This is a genomic window from Nonlabens tegetincola (genome assembly GCF_002117085.1).
GTDB classification, from domain to species: domain Bacteria; phylum Bacteroidota; class Bacteroidia; order Flavobacteriales; family Flavobacteriaceae; genus Nonlabens; species Nonlabens tegetincola.
Genome location: NZ_CP019342.1, coordinates 2,195,433 through 2,216,297, shown reverse-complemented (window position 1 = coordinate 2,216,297; position 20,865 = coordinate 2,195,433). Strand labels below are relative to the sequence as shown.

General features: G+C 35.3%; 12 protein-coding genes. 9 read left to right on the top strand and 3 right to left on the bottom strand.

Annotated elements, in window-relative coordinates; translation table 11 throughout:
• The first annotated feature begins 160 nt into the window (after nucleotides 1–160).
• Nucleotides 161–1,402: a M48 family metalloprotease gene (locus BST91_RS10230; RefSeq protein WP_085775328.1), complete on the top strand. Its 1,242-nt coding sequence runs from the start codon at nucleotides 161–163 to the stop codon at nucleotides 1,400–1,402.
• A complete protein-coding gene (locus BST91_RS10225) occupies nucleotides 1,389–6,794 on the top strand; it encodes an AAA domain-containing protein (protein ID WP_244895605.1) in 5,406 nt (1,801 codons plus the stop codon). Before BST91_RS10230 ends, BST91_RS10225 begins: the two co-directional genes overlap by 14 nt.
• On the opposite strand, the gene BST91_RS10220 is transcribed toward BST91_RS10225, so the two are convergent.
• Entirely contained in the window at nucleotides 6,791–7,585 is a 795-nt protein-coding gene (locus BST91_RS10220; RefSeq protein ID WP_085775326.1) for a DUF2797 domain-containing protein, read from the bottom strand. The two genes, BST91_RS10225 and BST91_RS10220, sit on opposite strands and share 4 nt — an antisense overlap.
• 64 nt (nucleotides 7,586–7,649) lie before the next feature.
• Between BST91_RS10220 and BST91_RS10215 the strand changes: the two genes are divergently transcribed.
• The 3 genes from BST91_RS10215 (at nucleotide 7,650) to BST91_RS10205 (ending at nucleotide 12,124) form a co-directional block, all read left to right on the top strand.
• Complete coding sequence (locus tag BST91_RS10215; RefSeq protein ID WP_042277195.1) at nucleotides 7,650–9,170, top strand: GH3 auxin-responsive promoter family protein; 1,521 nt, start codon at nucleotides 7,650–7,652, stop codon at nucleotides 9,168–9,170.
• A 68-nt stretch (nucleotides 9,171–9,238) separates the two neighbouring features.
• Complete coding sequence (locus BST91_RS10210; protein WP_085775325.1) at nucleotides 9,239–10,159, top strand: PfkB family carbohydrate kinase; 921 nt, start codon at nucleotides 9,239–9,241, stop codon at nucleotides 10,157–10,159.
• A 66-nt stretch (nucleotides 10,160–10,225) separates the two neighbouring features.
• Nucleotides 10,226–12,124 (top strand): amidophosphoribosyltransferase, encoded by a 1,899-nt coding sequence (locus BST91_RS10205; RefSeq protein WP_085775324.1) that lies wholly within the window; start codon nucleotides 10,226–10,228, stop codon nucleotides 12,122–12,124.
• A gap of 77 nt (nucleotides 12,125–12,201) precedes the next feature.
• Here BST91_RS10205 and BST91_RS10200 read toward each other — a convergent pair whose 3' ends face one another.
• Complete coding sequence (locus tag BST91_RS10200) at nucleotides 12,202–12,810, bottom strand: superoxide dismutase (RefSeq protein ID WP_042277203.1); 609 nt, start codon at nucleotides 12,808–12,810, stop codon at nucleotides 12,202–12,204.
• A gap of 150 nt (nucleotides 12,811–12,960) precedes the next feature.
• Here BST91_RS10200 and BST91_RS10195 point away from each other — a divergent pair, with 150 nt between their 5' ends.
• From BST91_RS10195 to BST91_RS10185, 3 genes are all read left to right on the top strand, one after another.
• A complete protein-coding gene (locus BST91_RS10195) occupies nucleotides 12,961–16,101 on the top strand; it encodes a UvrD-helicase domain-containing protein (RefSeq protein WP_085775323.1) in 3,141 nt (1,046 codons plus the stop codon).
• Nucleotides 16,102–16,134: 33 nt separating this feature from the next.
• Nucleotides 16,135–17,328, top strand: coding sequence for a glycine C-acetyltransferase (kbl, locus tag BST91_RS10190; RefSeq protein ID WP_042277207.1), 1,194 nt, complete (start codon nucleotides 16,135–16,137; stop codon nucleotides 17,326–17,328).
• Nucleotides 17,329–17,445: 117 nt separating this feature from the next.
• The gene (locus BST91_RS10185) at nucleotides 17,446–18,810 is read left to right on the top strand and encodes an OmpA family protein (protein WP_042277210.1); all 1,365 of its coding nucleotides are present in this window, start codon (nucleotides 17,446–17,448) and stop codon (nucleotides 18,808–18,810) included.
• A gap of 150 nt (nucleotides 18,811–18,960) precedes the next feature.
• On the opposite strand, the gene BST91_RS10180 is transcribed toward BST91_RS10185, so the two are convergent.
• Nucleotides 18,961–19,326: a translation initiation factor IF-2 gene (locus BST91_RS10180; RefSeq protein WP_042277213.1), complete on the bottom strand. Its 366-nt coding sequence runs from the start codon at nucleotides 19,324–19,326 to the stop codon at nucleotides 18,961–18,963.
• A gap of 189 nt (nucleotides 19,327–19,515) precedes the next feature.
• On the opposite strand from BST91_RS10180, the gene BST91_RS10175 reads away from it, so the two are divergent.
• Nucleotides 19,516–20,853, top strand: coding sequence for a c-type cytochrome (locus tag BST91_RS10175; protein ID WP_085775322.1), 1,338 nt, complete (start codon nucleotides 19,516–19,518; stop codon nucleotides 20,851–20,853).
• The last annotated feature ends 12 nt before the right edge of the window (nucleotides 20,854–20,865 follow it).

Sequence of the window (20,865 nt, the reverse complement as noted above, 5' to 3'; positions counted from 1 at the left end):
TGATTACTCTAGATTGATTTAGGGTTCGCTTTCGCGAAAGCGAATCCACAACTATCTATATTCTCTACCTAAATACATGACTGATCGTATTTATATACATGTAGTTAAGTAAAAAACCTACTTAATTTCATATTTTTAAGCCATAGCTTAATAGTTGCACATGAACCAATCAACTGAAACGCTTTTACAGCGTTCCCTACCCACATTCAACTATCATAAAAAAATCAGAGACTATTTTAAATCGAGGTCCAAAACCTGGCAGTGGTTTAAAGATGAAAAGGTAAAGTCACATCAAATAGATGCGTTAAAATCATCTTTATTAAAGAATACATACAGGCTAGATAGGGATTCACATTTTGACTTGTATAAGGTAAGCGATCAAGTATGTGAAAATTTAAACCTGACCGCTCAAGTCACCTTTTATCAAGAGCAAAATAGCATTCAAGATAATTGTGCTATTTCAATTATTGAAGATGAGGCTCATATAGTTTTTTCAGGGAATCTTTTAGAATTGTTGGATGAGCGGCAATTAACCGCATTGATAGCTCATGAATTAGGACATTTTTTATTTTTTAAAATAGAAAATGGTGAGTTTGAAATTACCCAACGTATTATTCTGGCCCTTGCCAATGATTCACAAAGTGATTCTGTTTTTGTAGAAACTGCTCGTAAATTTCAATTGTTTTTGGAACTTTTTTGTGATGCTTGTTCTTTTCAAGTATGCAGGGAACACTATTCTGTCATTCAATGTTTGGTCAAGGTTTCAACAGGACTAAAGCGAGTAAATGCTCAAAGCTATCTAGATCAAGCCAAAGAGATTTTACAAGGAGAAGAAAACAGCTCATTAAACACTACACATCCAGAAACATACATAAGAACCTATGCGCTAGATCAACTATCGAGAAGCGCTCATAATCTTGAAGAGGTCATTAAACCGCTTATCATAGGTAAGATAGATGTGAATAATTTAGACCTTTTTCAACAAAAGGAACTAAGTTCATTCACGTATCAATTTTTAGAATTTATTCTATTACCAGAATGGATGCGTACTTCTAGAAACATGACACACGCTTCAAGTTTCTTTTCTAAGTTTTATGTAAGTGATGAAAAGCAAGAAGTCAATAGTATCAAAAAGTTTATTAATGACGCAGCAATTGGCACACATAATTACCTATGCTATGTACTGCTAGATTTTAGTAAACTAGATGCAGATCTTGAGTTGTTACCTCTTGCTCACACACTTGAAATTGCGAATTTATTAGGAATAAAAGAGGAGTATGAACGTATTGTTAGAAAGGAATATCAACTAACTATTAGGGAGTTTAAATCTCTCAAGGATGAAGCAATGAAAGACTTGAATAAGTTGTCTCAAGAACAAAGAAGTATTTATGACCATGAATGATTACAGGAAAAGTTTTTTTAGCTTATTAGATGAGATAAAAGCTTCAAATGGAAATACTACGGTGGATTTTATTGCTCAGGTTTTACCGTTGCTTGAAAAAGCACTTTATGCTCATAATCAAGATAAAGTTTTAAAGATCACTAGCATAGATCAAGTTCTTTATAATGGTAGAATCTTAATCATTGAACAAGAAACTAGTAGTGCAGTAATCTCGACTGGTCTACCTCAAAAACCCAAAGAAGATGGAGCAGTCAAGGTGTCGGATACTATTTATCAAAATAGATCAAATAATGTCACCTCATTTGAAAATCAAAGTGATTACTTGCATTTGGATAATGCTAGTCCGGTAAAAAATCCTGCCTATGTTATGCATTATAAAGCATGGGATTATGAGATGGGAACTTACGATCCTTTAACAGAGGTGTTTTTACTAGGTATGTTAATGGCAAGCCTAGCTTATGGTCTAGATTTTCGCGATAAGGATGAACTGTTACGCTTTGTAGAAAATAGAGAACGGTTATACTTTTTGAATAAAGAGCTAGATCCTACCATTCATCATGTCATAAGAGAAATGACTCCGATTTACAGAGAAGATCGTATTCCAAATTTAGAAGAGGTTGTAGCAAAACTTAAAAATTACCAAGATTTTAATCCCGAAAATTATCAAGACCTAACCGAGACAATAGGATTCAAATCAATTAACATCAAGGAACGTGGAACATATATTTTAGATAAGTTACGACGACGCTTGTTTGACATATCTCGTAGAAATAAACTTCTTTACTTCAAATCAACAAGTAGTTTTTTAAACCTTACTGAAGCATCTATTCCTTTATTGCTAGATCACAAAAATATTACCGAGAAGGATATCATCTTTTGGGGACCAGTTATGGAAGGTAAATTATTGGGTAAAAAATCACTTCTGTTAAATAGGTATCTTGATATAACTAACAATAGGTTTTTAAATCCTATACTCAACAAGATAAGGTTGGAAGCAAGAAAGAGCCGTAACGAATACGGATTTGATCAACTGCGATTAGTTGTTGCTTTTTTACACTGGTATAATTTTAAAGAAAATAGGGAAGAACGTATTTCTTCTCCATTGCTGTTGCTTCCAGTTTCATTAGTAAAGAAAAAAGGAGTAGAAGATCGGTATCAACTAGAGGTTACAACTACTGATGCGGAGATCAACCCAGTTCTTAGTTACTATCTTAAAGATTTATATGATATAGAACTTCCCGATTTTATAGATTTAAAGGAAAGTTCACTTGAAGATTTAATAGGTAACATACGTAATCAAATTCTTAATTCAGGTAATGGAGTAGAACTTCAATGGAGAGAAAAACCCCAAATTCAACTTATTCATAAAGCTGCGCGACGAAACTTCAAACTCAAAAAACGTAAACTTAATCGCCGCACGAGTAATTTAAATTTAAGACAATTTGATTACTCCTATAAAGAGGATGATTTTAAACCTTTAGGAATTGAACTCTTCAAAACTTTGGTTCATAAAAAGATTAATGATCTTGAATATATAATTAATGAAGATATCAATCCTTACAGTGATCTTGCTGTTGCAGAAAAAGAGCGCAGCTTCTATCGTAATGATAATTATGGCGTTGTAAATCCACTGGTTTGGGAAGTGGATACCTGCAACATGACTTTAGGTAATTTCAATTATCGTAAAATGAGTATTGTTCGTGATTACAACGATATTATCAATGCTGATATTAAGGATGAAGTATTTGAAGAATTATTTAGTGAGAATCCTCGAAAGTTAATTGAAGAAGAAGGCATCAGTACTCAATTGAATGATTTATATCCCATAATTGCAGCTGATCCTACACAAACAAAAGCCGTTTATAAAGCACGCAGTGGTCGCAATTATATTATTCAAGGTCCACCAGGTACCGGTAAATCTCAAACGATAACCAATTTGATAGCAGATTATGTCGCCAGAGATCAGAAGGTACTTTTCGTTTGTGAAAAGCGCGCTGCACTTGATGTGGTTTACCATCGTTTAAAAAACAAACAACTGGACGAATTATGTTGTTTAATTCATGATTCACAGACCGACAAAAAATCTTTTATTATGAATTTAAAAGGGACCTATGAGTCCTTTTTAAAAGATAAGATGAAGTCTAATGCTATAGTTAAGGAAAGAAATGAGATAATCGATAAAATACAAACGCACATTAACCGACTAGAGAGCTTTCATAACATAATGCGATCTGGTGAGACTCCTATCTTTCAAGTTTATCAAGAGGTAATTAGTGATATTGACAAGTTTGAGAGACTTGCCAAGGCGGAATATTTTGTAATCCCTGATTTCGATGAGTGGAAATCAAATGAAAATTGGATCAAGGAGTTCTTAAATCAAATAAGGATCAACCATTATGGTGATAGCATCAAAAACTTTCCGTTAAACGGTATAAGTCCAGAACTATTATCAACATCTGACTATAAGACTACAATTCACAAAGAGTTAAGCAGTGCTCTTACCATATTGGAGCAGATTAATGAATGGATTGATGAAAATGATGGAGATACCACTATGGTATGGGATGATTGGATTAAGGAAGTCAATCTGATGGAAAAATCAAAAGAGATTATTGCAAAAGGAAACCTTGCTATTTTAACTCCTGATAATCCACAAGCTACAGCTTTACTGAACGATAATAGAAAGCTTGAAAAATCACGTAAGAAGTGGCAAGATAAGCAAGATGAAAATCGTTTTTGGAAAGTAAAGTGGAATGCAATTGACGCCTATGAGATAAAAAATCAATGGGACCGAGCTAATGCTAACATTCTAAAATTTTTGAACCCCAAATGGTATCGATTAAAAAAGCAAATCAAAGAAGCTTATGACTTTCAAAAACATAAAGTAAAACCAGAAATCGATTCAGTACTAAGCAGATTGGTAGACGAATATGACCTTCTTAATAGTTTTGAAAATGAAAAAAGAAAATTAGAAAATCGCTATGGTTTTACCAATTATGACGATGGTATTCAATGGTTAAAGCAATTACACAATACAGGTAGTCCGATTGTAGCCAAGTGGATAGAAATCGATAATAGAGATTATTTATCTGGACTTATTAGTGTTCTACCTTTGTTTAATAGTCTTAGAAATTCGTTGTCTAAAATCGCTAAGAGTTTCGGTAATTATTCAATAGCAACTCTAGAAGATAGAATTAGTGTTGCTTTGACGATGACTAATAGTTTATCCTTATTTAAGCCTCACATTGAAAAACTTAATAATGCCGATTTTAAATTGCAATCGCTTTTGAGAGATCGCAATTGGAGAGAAGATGAGATAAATTTTCACTGTGCTTACAAAACAATTCTGGATAATAGTGATAATAATCCTGTATTTGCCCAAATGAATGAGGATAGCCTGCAATTCTCTATCAGGGAAATTCAGAACTTATTAGATAAATACTATAATGCCAATGTAGCCTTTATACGTTCTAGAATAAGAGATCAATTTCTCAATAAAATTAGAATTACTGAAAGCACAGCCGCTCAATTAACAAATGAAGAAAAGAAACTCAAAAAGATATACAAATCATCTCGCAAAATATTAGAAAATGAGTTCAATAAAAAGATGAGGTATAAGTCTATCAGAGAGTTGGCAACTGGCGAGGCACAAGAAATTATGACAAGTTTAAAACCAGTCTGGTTGATGAGTCCATTGAGTGTAAGTGATTCAATGCCTATTGATACTTCCATTTTTGATGTTGTTATATACGATGAAGCCTCTCAAATAACAGTAGAAGAAGGCGTTCCTTCTCTATTTAGAACACACCAAACGATTATTGTAGGTGATGAAATGCAAATGCCTCCTACCAATTTTTTCAGTACAACAAGTGTTGATGTAGATGAGGATGAAGAAGAACAAGAGCAACGGATAGGTATCAACCTAGATGCCGATAGTCTATTGAATCAAGGAGCAAGAAAATTACCATCAGTAATGCTGGGATGGCATTATCGCAGCCGTAGAGAAAGTTTAATAAGCTATTCAAATGCTGCTTTTTACAAAAGAGAACTACTTACCATTCCAGATAATCAACTATCGATTCATGGAGCAGGTGAACTCACACATGTTTTAAATCCTGATCAAGAAATAGATATTAATGATGTGCTTCAACGTAGTATAAGTTACCACTACCTTGAAAACGCAGTTTATCATAAAAGATCAAATAAAGACGAGGCTACTTACATAGCTCACCTAGTAAGAAAACTACTTACTCAACAAGTTGATAAAAGCATAGGTGTAGTGGCTTTTTCTATGGAACAACAATCTGTTATCGAGTCTGCTCTAGAAGAGTTAGCACTATTGGATACCCGTTTCGGTAAACTTTTAGAGGAAGAATATAATCGTACCGAAGAAGATCAATTTACTGGGTTATTTGTAAAAAACCTTGAAAATGTTCAAGGAGATGAAAGAGATATTATCATCATGAGCGTGTGTTATGGTTTTAATACACAAGGTAAAATGTTGATGAATTTCGGCCCTATAAATAGACGTGGCGGAGAAAAAAGACTCAATGTCATATTCTCTAGAGCAAAGAGAAACATGATGATCGTCTCTAGCATTTTAGGAGAGCACATTAAAAACGATTATAACGAAGGAGCTAGGTATTTTAAACGCTTTCTACAGTACGCTAAACAAATTTCTGATGGTAATATACAGAATGCTTCTTCCATATTAGATAGTTTACATGTATCTCAAAACCTAGATTTAAAAGGCAAGGAAATACCGCTTAAATCCAAGTTAAAAGAGGTTCTAAAAGCAAAAGGATATGTGGTTTATAACGATATAGGGCAATCACATTTTAAGGTAGATATTGCTATTATTTCATCTAATGACACTCAATTTAAAATGGGTATCCTATTGGATTATAAAAGTCATTATCACGGTGATAATGTACTAGAGCAGTATTGTCAAAAAACAAGCGTGTTGGAAACTTTTGGTTGGAAAATACTACGCGTATATGTTAAGGATTGGGTGGAACAACCCAATCGAGTACTAGAAAGAATAAGACAAACGATAGAAAATGAAGAAAAATTATCTCCTGTAACAGCAACAAATCATGAACGAGAAATGCAAGAGATAGTTAGTGAAGAGGTGCAACAAGTTTCTGATAGTACTATAGAGTCACAATCATCACAAACTAGTGATGACTTTAAAAGGTATGAGTATGTACAAGGGAATAGCAATAAATTCTGGGAAATAAAAGTAATAGGTAATGAAGTACACACACGTTTTGGTAGAATAGGTAATAAACCTCAAACTAATGTGAAATCTCTGTCTACTCGTGCCGATGCGCTTAAGGAAGAAATGCGATTAACCGGAGTAAAGTTACGTAAAGGCTATCGCAGGTCTTAATGCACCTCAATATCAATGACAAACCCTTCATGACTGCGCAGGTTCATCACGTGACCATCATTAAAAATCAAGTATTGTCCTTTGATACCTTTAAGCACGCCGTTGTGTTCTGGTCTTTTGGTTAAATTCACGCTTTTTACCTTTTTTGGATATTCTAATACTGGGAATTCAATTTCCCATTCTTTAGCATTATCTAGCGTATAGGGTAAGGTCTCTTGAGGCAGGTGCTGTAGCAAGCTTTCGCGGAAGCGTAATAAATCAACATCCTCTACCTCATTAGTTAGCATTTTACGCCAATTGGTTTTGTCAGAAACATGTTCCTTAAGCGCAACTTCACTTATTCCAGCAAGATATCGATTAGGAGTTTCAAGTATAGCAATGGCCTCGTGGGCACCTTGATCAATCCATCTAGTTGGAATTTGTGATTTACGAGTAACACCTACTTTAATGTTGCTACTATTGGCCAAATAAACGATATGAGGTTGTAATTGTACCTTTTTTTCATACTCTAAATCGCGATCTTCTTCATCTAGATGAGCCTTGCTTAATTCTGGTTTCATAATCCAGTCACCAGCTTGTGGTATAGCAGTAAAACAATCATAACAAAATCCTTGTCGCCATATTTTTTTATCTAGTCCACAATTCAAACACTCGTTTGCCACATGTTTTATGGTAATAGATTTATCAAGTAACTGGTTCATATGAACAAATTGATCTGGAAAAACCAAATAATATTGAACTTGTTCTTGAATTTCAGTTTGCATTTTACGTACTGTACCTGTTACCTTCATTTTATGAATTTTATACTGTAGAGGTTATATCTTTACCATCACAAAAATACTCTAAGCCACTCAAATGGGTAACACAATACTTAATTCTGTCGTAAGCTGGTTTCTTAAGAAACGCATTCATGATATGGAGTTGTTTATTAAGCATCCTCAAGAGCTGCAAGATAATGTGTTGCAAGACCTTATTTATTTTGCACGTAATACAGAGTATGGTAAAAAATATGGATTTAAAGATATTAAGTCCTATAAAGATTTTGCTGCTATCATGCCAGTTGTGGAGTATAGTGATGTTCAAGCCGATATTGAGCGCTGTAAATCAGGAGAGAATAATATATTTTGGCCTACAGATATCAAGTGGTTTGCAATGAGTAGTGGAACCACGAGTGCTCGTAGCAAATTTATTCCTGTAAGTCAAGAGTCGCTAGAGGATTGTCATTATGCCGCTGCCAAAGATTTACTGTGCATGTATCTTAATAATAATCCAGAATCAAAACTGTTTACAGGGAAAGGGTTAAGACTAGGTGGTAGTAAAAAACTAGATAAAAAGGCTGGCACTGCTGCAGGCGATTTGAGCAGTATATTAATTGACAACATGCCTTTTTGGGCCGATTACAGTAGTACTCCAGGCAACGAAACAGCTTTACTTGCCGATTGGGAGACAAAACTACCTGCCATCGTAAATGAAACTATAAAAGAGAGAGTTACCAGTCTAGCAGGAGTGCCCAGCTGGATGATGGTTTTATTAAACAAAGTTTTAGAGACAACAGGAAAGGACAACATTCTTCAAGTGTGGCCTGATATGGAAGTGTTCTTTCATGGCGGCGTTAGTTTTGATCCATACATAGAAGAATACAGGAAATTACTTCCTAGCGATCGAGTAAAGTACTATGAAATTTACAATGCCAGTGAAGGATTCTTTGCCATTCAAGATAAAAACGATAGTAAAGAATTACTGCTCATGTTGGATTATGGAATTTTCTATGAGTTTATCCCTATGGATAATTACGGTACACCCGATGAAGAGATAATACCTCTTAACCAGGTCGAGCTAGGTAAAAATTATGCAGTTATTATAACCACCAATGCAGGATTGTGGCGTTATAAAATTGGCGACACAGTGCGTTTTACTAGTACTTCTCCATACCGCATTAAAGTGACAGGAAGAACTAAGCATCACATAAATGTTTTTGGTGAAGAACTGATTATTGAAAATGCTGAAGAAGCTCTTAAAAATACAATGATTAGCGTACCTTGTGCTATAAAGGAATATACGGTTGCTCCGGTTTTCATGCAAGGTAAGGAAAAGGGAGCGCATGAATGGATGATAGAATTTAATACAGCACCGGTTGATGAGCTCGCTTTCGCGAAAGCGCTAGATGAAAATCTACAAAAAGTAAATACCGATTACGAGGCAAAACGATACAACAATACAACCTTAACCGCACCTAGAATTCACCATGCAAAAGAAAATACGTTCTATAACTGGTTGAAGGATAAAAACAAGCTAGGCGGACAGCATAAAATTCCTAGATTAAGCAACAGCCGTGAGTACATGGAAGAACTTTTAAAAATCCATAACTCTCTTTAATTCTACAAAAAGTTAATGGGTGCAATTAGAAGATTATTATAACGTATTTTTGCACCAAAATTAAGAAGATGAGTAAACTGGTTGTGGTAGGAACAGTAGCTTTTGACGCTATTGAAACACCATTTGGTAAAACAGATAAAATTTTAGGTGGAGCAGCTACTTTTATTGGATTAAGTGCTTCTCATTTTAACACCGATGTTGCTCTAGTAAGCGTTGTAGGTGGTGATTTTCCTCAAGAATATCTAGAGATGATGAAAAATCGCGGTATGAATATCGACGGTATCGAGGTAGTAGAAGATGGAAAAACATTCTTTTGGTCAGGTCGTTATCACAACGATATGAACTCTAGAGATACACTAGTTACTGAATTAAACGTACTAGCAGATTTTAACCCTATAGTTCCTGAAGAATATAAGGATGCCGAGGTTGTGATGTTAGGTAACCTACACCCAGCAGTTCAAATGGGTGTGCTAGACCAAACTCCAAATGCTCAATTGGTAATTTTAGATACCATGAACTTCTGGATGGATATAGAATTAGAACTACTTAAAAAAGTAATTGAACGAGTAGATGTAATTACTATTAATGATGAAGAAGCAAGACAATTATCAGGAGAGTACTCACTTGTAAATGCTGCAAAAAAGATCCACGAAATGGGTCCTAAATATGTAGTGATTAAAAAAGGTGAGCATGGAGCGCTATTATTCCATAATGGAGATATTTTCTTTGCTCCAGCCTTACCATTAGAAGAAGTATTTGATCCTACTGGTGCTGGAGATACATTTGCTGGTGGATTTGCTGGTTTCCTAGCTGCAAGCGGTGACTACAGTTTTGAAAACATGAAGCGTGCTATTATATACGGATCAAATTTTGCTTCTTTTTGTGTAGAACGATTTGGTACAGAACGCATGCAGTCCATTACGAACGACGAAATTGAAACGCGCTTAAAACAATTTCAGGCGCTTACAAAATTTGAAATGAAAGCTTAAATATGAATAAAAAATGCCCGCCTAAACGCGGGCATTTTTACTACTTTTACCTTTTAGAATTCCCTCATGAGCGACGCGTTAAAACACGAGTGTGGTATAGCACTAATTAGACTACTTAAACCACTAGAATACTACAAACAAAAATACGGTACAGCATTTTATGGAATAAATAAAATGTACCTTATGATGGAAAAGCAGCACAATCGTGGACAAGATGGAGCTGGTTTTGCGAGTATTAAACTTGATGTGGATCCAGGGCAGCGATATATTTCAAGAGTACGCAGTAATCAACCACAACCTATTCAAGATATTTTTGGCCAAATTAACGATCGTATTAATACTGAATTGTATAACAGTCCAGAAATTAGAGAAGACGTCGCTGCTCAAAAATCTCAAATACCTTATTTAGGTGAAGTGATGATAGGTCACGTGAGATACGGGACTTTTGGTAAAAACAGTATTGAAAGTGTTCATCCATTCCTTAGACAAAATAACTGGATGCACCGTAATCTTATTATGGCTGGTAACTTTAACATGACAAATGTTAAACAGTTATTTGATAAATTAGTTTCTCTTGGACAGCATCCTAAAGATCTAGCAGATACGATCACCGTGATGGAAAAAGTAGGACATTTTCAAGATAGACAAGTACGTAAACTCTATAAGAAGTTTAAAAACGAAGGATATTCAAAAGTAGAAGCCAGTCCAAAAATTGCCGAGGAACTAGATGTTGCAAAAATATTGCGTAAAAGTGCTCGAGATTGGGATGGTGGTTACGCAATGGGTGGTTTAATGGGGCATGGTGATGCCTTCTTGCTGCGTGACCCAGCAGGAATACGTCCTGCTTATTACTATCAAGATGATGAGGTGATAGCAATAGCCAGTGAAAGACCAGTAATTCAAACAGCCTTTAATGCTCCTTTTGAACAAGTTCAAGAATTAGAACCAGGTAACGCCATCATTATAAAAAAAGATGGTCGTGTGAGTATTGAACAAATAAAAGAGCCGTTAGAAAGAAAAGCATGTTCCTTTGAGCGCATATACTTCTCACGAGGTAGTGATGCCGAGATTTATAAAGAACGCAAAGAGTTAGGAAGATTATTGTTTCCTAGAATAATGGATAGCATAGATCACGATATTGAAAACTCTGTTTTTTCCTTTATACCAAACACTGCAGAGACGTCTTTCTACGGTATGGTTGAAGCCGCTCATGCAGCACTTGATCAACAAAAGACCGATGCTATTCTTGCTGGTAACGGTCAATTAACTCGTGAGCAGGTTGAAAGTACGCTTTCGCGAAAGCTGAGAACTGAAAAAATAGCTATAAAAGATGCCAAGCTGCGTACTTTTATAACTGAAGATAGTTCTAGGGACGACCTCGTGGCACACGTTTACGATGTTACTTATGGTGTGGTTAAACAAGATGATAATCTTGTAATTATAGATGATTCAATTGTAAGAGGAACCACATTGAAAAAGTCTATTCTTAAAATGATGGATCGATTACAGCCTAAACGTATAGTTGTCGTGTCTAGTGCGCCACAAATTCGTTATCCTGATTGCTATGGAATTGACATGGCCAGACTAGAGGATTTGGTAGCATTTAGAGCAGCATTAGAATTACACAAGGAAAGAGGTACGTATCAAATGGTTGAAGATATTTATGAAAAATGTCTTACTCAAGTCAATTTTGAAGATGTTGATGTAGTCAATTACGTAAAAGAATTTTACGATCCATTTACCGATGAAGAGATCTCAAATAAAATTGCCCTTCTACTTTCCGATGAAGATTTAAATGCCGAGGTAAAAATTATCTATCAAAAAGTGGACGATTTGCATAAAGCTTGTCCTAAAAATTTAGGTGACTGGTACTTTACAGGTAATTATCCTACACCAGGAGGAAATCGTGTAGTTAATAGAGCCTTTATTAATTTCTTTGAAGGGAATAAAGAAAGAGCTTATTAAAAGTACTCCTTTTAGATAAAAAATAAAGCCTTAACATTTTATGGATGTTAAGGCTTTTTAATTAAGCGGTTAAGTGATTACTTACCTTCAGCATATCGTTTTGATACCTCAGTCCAATTAATCACATTGAAGAAAGCTTCAACATAATCAGGTCTGCGGTTTTGGTAATTAAGGTAGTATGCGTGTTCCCATACATCTAGACCTAAAATTGGAGTTCCTCCACATCCTACCTCTGGCATTAATGGATTGTCCTGGTTAGGTGTACCACATACTTCTAACTTTCCACCTTCATGAACACAAAGCCATGCCCATCCAGAACCGAATTGTCCTTTGGCAGCATCACTAAATTTATTTTTAAAATCTTCAAATGATCCAAAAGATTCGTTGATGGCTGTTGCTAGTTCTCCATCAGGATTTCCACCACCATTAGGAGACATTACTTCCCAAAAAAGTCTGTGATTATAAAAACCACCACCGTTATTTCTAACAGCTGTATTGCTCATGTCTAGATTTGAAAGAATGTTCTCGATAGATTTTCCTTCTAAATCGGTTCCTTCAACGGCATTATTCAATTTTGAGGTGTAACCTGCGTGGTGCTTTCCATGGTGAATCTCCATGGTTCTTGCATCAATGTGTGGTTCTAGTGCATCGTGTGCATATGGTAAATTTGGTAGTTCAAATGACATATCGTGTAATTTTTAGTGTTAATGTTTAAAGTGCTAAAGTTAAACACAATAGCCTAAGTGTTAAAGTATTTATTGTTATAAATTCCCTAAACAGTGACAACTATTTCATAATCATATCAAAGCGGTGATTAACTTTCTTATTTTTGAATTATGACGCAACAACCTACCACCATATATAGCGCTAGTGCAGGATCAGGTAAAACATATACGCTTGCCAGGGATTTCTTAACCAAGTTACTTTCACAAAAAACAAATCGAGGATACCGCTACATCCTTGCTGTCACCTTTACTAATAAAGCTGTGGCCGAAATGAAGACTAGAATCCTAGAATATCTTAAAGAATTAGGCCAAGCAGAATGGAGCGATAAAATTGTGCCTATTGCCCAACATGTTCAATCACAATCAGGATTGAGTGAACAGCAACTTAAGGATAAATCTCATAGAGTGCTTCAATATTTACTACATGATTATGCCGCTTTTGATGTGGTTACTATTGATACATTTAATCATAGGTTGTTGCGCACGTTTTCAAAAGATATGAAGTTGCCTGATGGATTTCAGGTAGCACTTGACACAGATGAATTAATTGAGAAAGCGGTTAATCAGGTCATCGATAGAGCAGGTAACGATAAACAACTTACTGATATATTAGTAGAATACGCTCTTGAAAAAATAGATAATGATCGCAGTTGGAATATAGCTGTTGATTTACAAAAAATGGCTAAACGTATAGGTTCTGAAAATAACTACCGGTATTTGAAGGATTTAAAAAACAAGGATATTAGTGAGTTTGTACGCTTTCGCGAAAGCGTAAAAAAGAAAATTCAATCCTTACGTCAATCAATCACCGATGGAGCCATTGAAATTGATTCTCAACGATTGAAAATGGGGTGGACGATTGACGATTTTTCGTATAAATCGACTGGAGCAATTGGGCAAATTCAAAAATTAAGTGATGGTAACTGGGATTTGAAACTATCTTCTAGGCTGCTCAATGCAAATGAAGGTAATTTACTACCAAAGTCAACAAGAATTGAGTTGACAGACTCCTTCATAAAACTTATTGATGATTATATACCGGTTTACAAGAGCATTATGCAACAATTGTTCTTATTAAATAATATTTACAATAGTCTTGTGCCATTGTCCTTACTAGGTGTGATTGCTAGAGAGATAGAAAAAATCAAGGATAAAGAAAGGCTGCTTCCTATTTATGAGTTTAATACCTTATTGCGTGAACAGATTAAGGATGAGCCGGCTCCTTTTATTTATGAGAGGCTAGGTGAGAAGTACCGTCATTATTTCATTGATGAATTTCAAGATACTAGTGTGATGCAATGGCAAAACATGCAACCGCTTATTGCTCATGCTGTTCAAAGTATGTCTGTAGATGAACAAGGTGGTACATTAATGTTAGTAGGTGATGCAAAGCAAGCCATTTATAGATGGCGTGGTGGTGACGTGAATCAATTTTTGCAATTGATGAGCTCGCAGGAATTATTTTTTAGTGGAGTAAATAAGGAACCTTTAGAATTTAACTGGCGTAGTTATGATGAGATTGTAAATTTCAATAATGATTTCTTTACGTTTTTGGGTAATAAACTTCAAAGTCCTGTTTACAATGAACTTTATAAAAATTACCTGAAACAAAAAACTTCTAACAAGCCAGGTGGTTATGTTCAAATAGATATTCTTAAGGATGATTATTTGGATTATCTGGACCCAGAAAAGCTTATTCCAGAAGTTAGTAAGGCTAGTAGTTATCATGTGTTAGAACAAATTAAACATGCTAGGACAGCGGGATATTTGAATGATGAAATTTGTATCCTGGTTCGCAATAATTCTTTGGCAAGTGAAATAGCTCGATTTTTAGAATTGAACGGTGAGCGAGTTGTATCAGCCGAAAGTATGCTGGTTAGTCACTCTCCAAAGGTTGCTTATTTAGTTGCGCTATTAAATTATATAGCTAGTGATCAACCAGAGCTTAAGTATAATTTTCTGCTAGAGCACAGTTTAAATTCAGGGACTGAGAATAAACATGATTTCATTAATTCTTTAATGAATAAATCACAAGAATTAATTTTTAAGGAGTTATTTAACCAGCCTTCATTAAGGGATGAATTAAGTAGGCGCTCTTTGTATAGTTTTGTTCAATGGTTGGTAGAATGTACAGCAATCATGCAAAAGCAAGATGCTAGGCTTTCACAATTTTTGGAAATGGTGTTTGAATTTTCAAGTCAAAATCAAACTGGTCTTACAGGCTTGTTGCAGCATTGGACCACTATTGAAAATAAGCTGAGCTTATCTGGTAGCGATACGACTGGAGCTATTCAAGTTATGACGATTCATAAATCTAAAGGTCTTGAATTTTCTGTTGTAATTGTGGCTGGTTGTGATACCAAATACAACGATCTTAAAAGAACTAGTGAGTGGTTACAAGTCGACCCAAATGATTTTGAAGGATTTGAATATTTGTTGTTGTCTATGAAAGAAGAATGTAAGCAGTATCCTGATCCTGTTCCAAAACTATATGAACGCAGTCTAGAACAAGAAAAGCTTGATAACATTAATGTTTGGTATGTTGCCTTTACTAGGTCGGTAGAACGACTGTATATTAATACGCAGAAGCCTTATAGTAAAAAGGATACTATGTTTGAATTTTTGGAACAATATGTTAATGATTCCATGTTGTTATCCAGTAAGGAGTTTGAAAACTTTACTAGTTATGCGCTAGGTCAGGATGAGAAGCTCTCCACTAGTCATGCACTTGATTTGCCTATGTACTTGGATCAATTTCATTCAAATAGCAATCATTCTGGTATTCAAATAAGCACTAGAAAAGGGCAGTTATGGTCAACTGGTAAAGATATTTCCATCGAAAGAGGAAACTTGATTCATCATTATCTAGAAAAATTAATAACTCAAGAAGACCTAAGTTATGTTAAAGAATTAATTCATCAATCTACTACGCTTTCCAAGGATGAAAAGCTAGAATTGAGCTCAACTTGCGAAAAACTCATAGCTCATGACGAAATGAAAGACTATTTTAATAATAAGTTCAAGGTGTTGATAGAAAGGCCGATTATTGATAAAAATGGTTTCAAATTTATACCCGATAGAGTGGTAATTTATAAGGATGAGGTTACTATTATAGATTACAAAACAGGAAAACCAGATATTTCACACAAAGAACAGGTAGACCATTATGGTATTCTTTACGATAATATGGGATATTTAGTTTCCAGCAAGGTTTTGGTTTATTTAGATACGATGACCATTATTAAATGGTAAGCTAGGTCTTATCTTTGTTGTAAAATTAAGTTTATGTACGGATCAATTAAAGAACATTTACAAAAAGAAATCGCCGAAATTAAAGAGGCTGGATTATATAAAAGAGAACGTATAATAACTTCTCCTCAAGATGCGGTAATAACATTGAATGACGGTAGTGAGGTGATTAACTTCTGCGCCAATAACTATTTGGGATTGTCATCTCATCCCGAAGTGGTTGAGGCAGCAAAAAAATCATTGGATTCTCACGGGTTTGGAATGAGCTCAGTAAGATTTATATGTGGAACTCAAGATATTCATAAAGAACTGGAACAGAAGTTAGCAGATTTTTATGGAGCAGAAGATACTATATTGTATGCGGCTTGTTTTGACGCCAATGGTGGTGTTTTTGAACCTCTACTCACAAAAGAGGATGCAATTATTTCTGATTCTTTAAATCATGCATCTATTATTGATGGTGTTAGATTGTGTAAAGCAGGTAGGTATAGGTACGCCAGTGGTGATATGTCAGATCTTGAAAAACAACTGATACAAGCAAATGAAGATGGGGCTCGTTTTAAGGTGATTGTTACAGATGGTGTTTTTTCGATGGATGGATTGCTAGCTCCTCTGGATGAAATTTGTGATTTAGCTGATAAATACGATGCTCTTGTCATGGTTGATGAGTGTCACGCAGCTGGATTCTTGGGTGATACAGGAAGAGGTACGCTTGAGGCAAAAGGTGTTTTAGGTCGCGTTGATATTATTACAGGAACCTTAGGAAAAGCTTTAGGTGGTGCTATGGGTGGATATACATGTGCCAAAAAGGAAATTATTGAAATCCTTAGACAACGATCTAGACCATATCTATTCAGTAATTCATTAGCCCCATCAATTGTGGGAGCAAGTATTAAAGCTTTGGAGTTAATAGACTCTAGTACTGCTTTAATAGATAAAGTACAAAGCAATACAGCTTATTTCAAAAAAGGTCTTCAAGATTTAGGTTTTGATATAATAGATGGAGATAGTGCGATTGTTCCGGTTATGTTATACGATGCGCAACTTTCACAAAATATGGCTGATGCACTATTAAAAGAAGGTATCTATGTAATAGGGTTCTTTTATCCTGTAGTTCCAAAAGAAAAAGCACGAATAAGAGTACAATTAAGTGCGGCTCATGATCAAATTCACCTAGATAAAGCTCTTAAAGCCTTTGAAAAAGTCGGTAAAGAGTTAGGTATTATATAATTAAACATTAAAATTTTGACAAAAAGTCTGAATTTGTGTAAAATATATCGGAAAAAACTTGTAAAAAGTGAGTAAGCCGTTAATTTTGTCCATAAATAATTTAATAATAACCCCAACATGAAGAAAATACTAAAATATGTTGTTGTAGGAGCTGCCTTAGTTTCTGCGGCGTTTGTAAACGCTCAGGATGCCTCAAATAGATGGTCTTTCTCTCTAGGAGTGAATGCTATCGATTTGTATCCTGTAGGAGAAAAAGATCAAGGTCTAGGAGATTATTTTGATCAGTTTTTTAATGTAGATCATTATAATCTTATGCCTGCACCTAGTCGTTTTGAATTAGGATACTATGTAGGTGATGGTATTGTTGCTACTGGAGCTTTCTCATTAAATAGAATAGATAAAGCTGGAGATACTAGAATTGAAGATTTATCTTATGTTTCTTTAGATGGAGGATTAAGATATAATCTTCGTGAAATTTGGAATGGATCAGACGTTTTTAATCCTTATTTAGGTGTTGGTGGTTCGTACCAATGGTTAGAAGATGATGGTTTTGGCACCTTTAATGGTACAGCAGGTTTTGATATTAAAATTATCGAAAACCTAATGTTCAACGTGAATACCATTTATAAGCACTCATTCGAAGATGGTTTACCTAAGCACTGGCAACACTCAGCAGGTGTTAAGTTTACTTGGGGTGCTGTTGATACAGACGGAGATGGTATAACTGATAATAATGATAAGTGTCCAGAAACTCCAGGATTAGAAGAGTTCATGGGTTGTCCAGATTCTGACGGTGATGGTATCCAAGACAGTGAAGATGTTTGTCCTAATAATGCTGGACCAGCAGAAAATCAAGGATGTCCTGATACTGATGGAGATGGTGTTCTTGACAAAGACGATCAATGTCCTGAAACTGCAGGTCTTGTAGCTTTAATGGGTTGTCCTGATGCTGATGGAGATGGTATTAAAGATAGCGCAGATGATTGTCCAAATGTAAAAGGTCTTGCTGCATTCAATGGATGTCCTGATACTGATGGAGATGGTATAAAAGATTCTGAAGATAAGTGTCCTAAAACTCCAGGTGTTAAGGAAATGCAAGGTTGTCCTAAGCCTGCGGTACCTACTCAACAAGAGCAAGCACAATTAAACGAATATGCTAAGACTATTCTTTTTGATACGGCTAAAGCTTCTATCAAAAAACAATCTGAAGAAGTACTAGCGGACATTATTTCAATCTTAAAGAAATATCCAGATGCAAAATTCTCTATCGATGGTCATACTGATAGTAGAGGTTCTGATAGCTTTAATCAAAGATTATCGAATGACAGAGCGCTTTCTGTTAAAGAGTACTTAGTTCAAAACGGTATCCAAGAATTTAGATTGAGTGCAATGGGTTACGGTGAAACTAAACCAATTGCTTCAAACAATACTAAAGCTGGTAGAGCTCAAAACCGTCGTGTTGAGATCAACTTGAAAAAGTAATGTAATAATATTACATCCTAATAATAAAAAGCCACCTTATTAAGGTGGCTTTTTTATTGTGACTTCTTTATCTACGCTTTCGCGGAAGCATAAAAAAATGCCAGAATCAATAAAATGAGATCTGGCATTAATACATTCAATTAAATAATGTTAACTCTGAGGTTTAAGTATAAAGGCATCTGGGAAGTGCTCACGAATTTCTAAAAGTGCACGATCTGCTTCCAGTCGATTTCTGAATTTGCCAATCCAAACTTTATGATTAGGTGATTCCCATTTTAATTCACTGGGCCAAGAAAGATTTAAGTTATCGTATTTAGCCTTGGTTTTTGTAGCTACTTCTCGACCTCCGTAGATAAGTTGTATAGTAAATCTGTCCTTAAATTTACCATCCTTTTCTAGGGCTACCTTTTTTGCAAATAATTCATTCACAGTAGTTTCTTCTACTTGTGTGTTGTTTTGTGCAATTGAGTTTATACTAAATGCTATAAAAACAATTGGTAAGATTAATTTTTTCATTCCGACCAGTACTTAGTAAATAAAGGGATATAGATTCTATTGATATCTTTATTTAGACAGATTATAAATTATTTTAGTCAATTTCACTCATGCAAAAATAAACCTTTTATAACCTATTTTTGCAGGAGCTTAAATTCAGTGAATAACTGAAATAATTATGCCAAATTTATTGTAATAATCAATAACGAAATGATAAACAAAAAATTGCATTTTTCTGCATGGCGATTTGTCCTAGCCCTCGCAATTGTGTTGTTCTCAACAACAGCGATGGCTCAAGATGACGCAAGTGCAGGTGAACCGGCAGCAGCTCAGGCTAGTGGAGCAGATGCGGCCAAGGGTAAAGAGCTTTTTAATGCTAATTGTGCTGCATGTCACAAGCTGTACAAAAAAGCAGTAGGTCCTGCGCTTAACGGTGTTTCTGAAAAGTATGACAGAGAATGGTTGTATAAATGGATAAACAACTCTGCAGCGCTTATAGCTAGCGGTGATCCACAAGCGGTTGCGCTTTACAACGAGTGGGGACAACAAAATATGAATGCTTTTCCTGGTCTTTCTACTCAGGATATAGATAATATTCTTGCTTATACAGATACTCCAAAGCCAGAAAAAGCCGCTGGAGCTGTGGCAGGTGTTCAGCAAGGTGGTGCAGTAACAGGTGGTGATAATTCCATGACAAACAATATCATATTGGCTGCTTTAGCTATAGTGTTATTGTTGTTAGTAGTGTTGCTGGTAGTGGTAAACAAAACGCTTAAGCGTTTTGCTGAAGCTAATGGTATCCAGACAGAAATCGTTGATGAGGAAGAATTGGATAGAAAGCCTATTTGGAAAGCTTTCGTTGAAAATCAATTCTTAGTTCTTGTTACATCAATTGTTTTATTGTTTGCAAGTCTGTATTTTGTATATGGAGCAATGATGAGTGTTGGTGTTGATCAAGGTTATGCGCCAGTTCAACCTATTCATTATTCGCATAGAATTCACGCGGGAACAAATCAAATAGATTGTAAATATTGTCACTCTAGTGCAAGAGAATCAAAGCATTCAGGTATTCCTTCATTGAACGTTTGTATGAATTGTCACAAGTCTATTGCCGAGGTTTCTGAAGAAACGTATCAAGAAGGTATGAATGAGTATGGTATTGATTACAATAAAGAAATTCAGAAGCTGTACAAGGCAACTGGTTGGAATCCAGATGAAATGAAGTATGCAGGTGAAGGTGAGCCAGTGCGTTGGGTAAGAATACACAATCTTCCAGATCTTGCTTATTTCAACCACGCGCAACACGTTACAGCAGGTAAGATAGAATGTCAAACTTGTCACGGTCCTGTAGAGGAAATGGAAGTTATGTATCAGTATTCTCCATTAACTATGGGATGGTGTATTAACTGTCACAGAGAAACAAACGTAGATCTTAAAGGAAACGGATACTACGAGCAAATTCATAAAGAGTTGTCTGAGAAAAGAGGTGGACGTCAATTGACTATCGCTGATCTTGGTGGGCTTGAATGTGGTAAATGCCACTATTAATAAAATAGTTAT

Coding starts and splice junctions, on each gene's coding strand:
- BST91_RS10230 (WP_085775328.1), top strand. CDS start 161: ATGAACCAATCAACTGAAACGCTTTTACAGCGTTCCCTACCCACATTC.
- BST91_RS10225 (WP_244895605.1), top strand. CDS start 1,389: ATGACCATGAATGATTACAGGAAAAGTTTTTTTAGCTTATTAGATGAG.
- BST91_RS10220 (WP_085775326.1), bottom strand. CDS start 7,585: ATGAAGGTAACAGGTACAGTACGTAAAATGCAAACTGAAATTCAAGAA.
- BST91_RS10215 (WP_042277195.1), top strand. CDS start 7,650: ATGGGTAACACAATACTTAATTCTGTCGTAAGCTGGTTTCTTAAGAAA.
- BST91_RS10210 (WP_085775325.1), top strand. CDS start 9,239: ATGAGTAAACTGGTTGTGGTAGGAACAGTAGCTTTTGACGCTATTGAA.
- BST91_RS10205 (WP_085775324.1), top strand. CDS start 10,226: ATGAGCGACGCGTTAAAACACGAGTGTGGTATAGCACTAATTAGACTA.
- BST91_RS10200 (WP_042277203.1), bottom strand. CDS start 12,810: ATGTCATTTGAACTACCAAATTTACCATATGCACACGATGCACTAGAA.
- BST91_RS10195 (WP_085775323.1), top strand. CDS start 12,961: ATGACGCAACAACCTACCACCATATATAGCGCTAGTGCAGGATCAGGT.
- kbl (WP_042277207.1), top strand. CDS start 16,135: ATGTACGGATCAATTAAAGAACATTTACAAAAAGAAATCGCCGAAATT.
- BST91_RS10185 (WP_042277210.1), top strand. CDS start 17,446: ATGAAGAAAATACTAAAATATGTTGTTGTAGGAGCTGCCTTAGTTTCT.
- BST91_RS10180 (WP_042277213.1), bottom strand. CDS start 19,326: ATGAAAAAATTAATCTTACCAATTGTTTTTATAGCATTTAGTATAAAC.
- BST91_RS10175 (WP_085775322.1), top strand. CDS start 19,516: ATGATAAACAAAAAATTGCATTTTTCTGCATGGCGATTTGTCCTAGCC.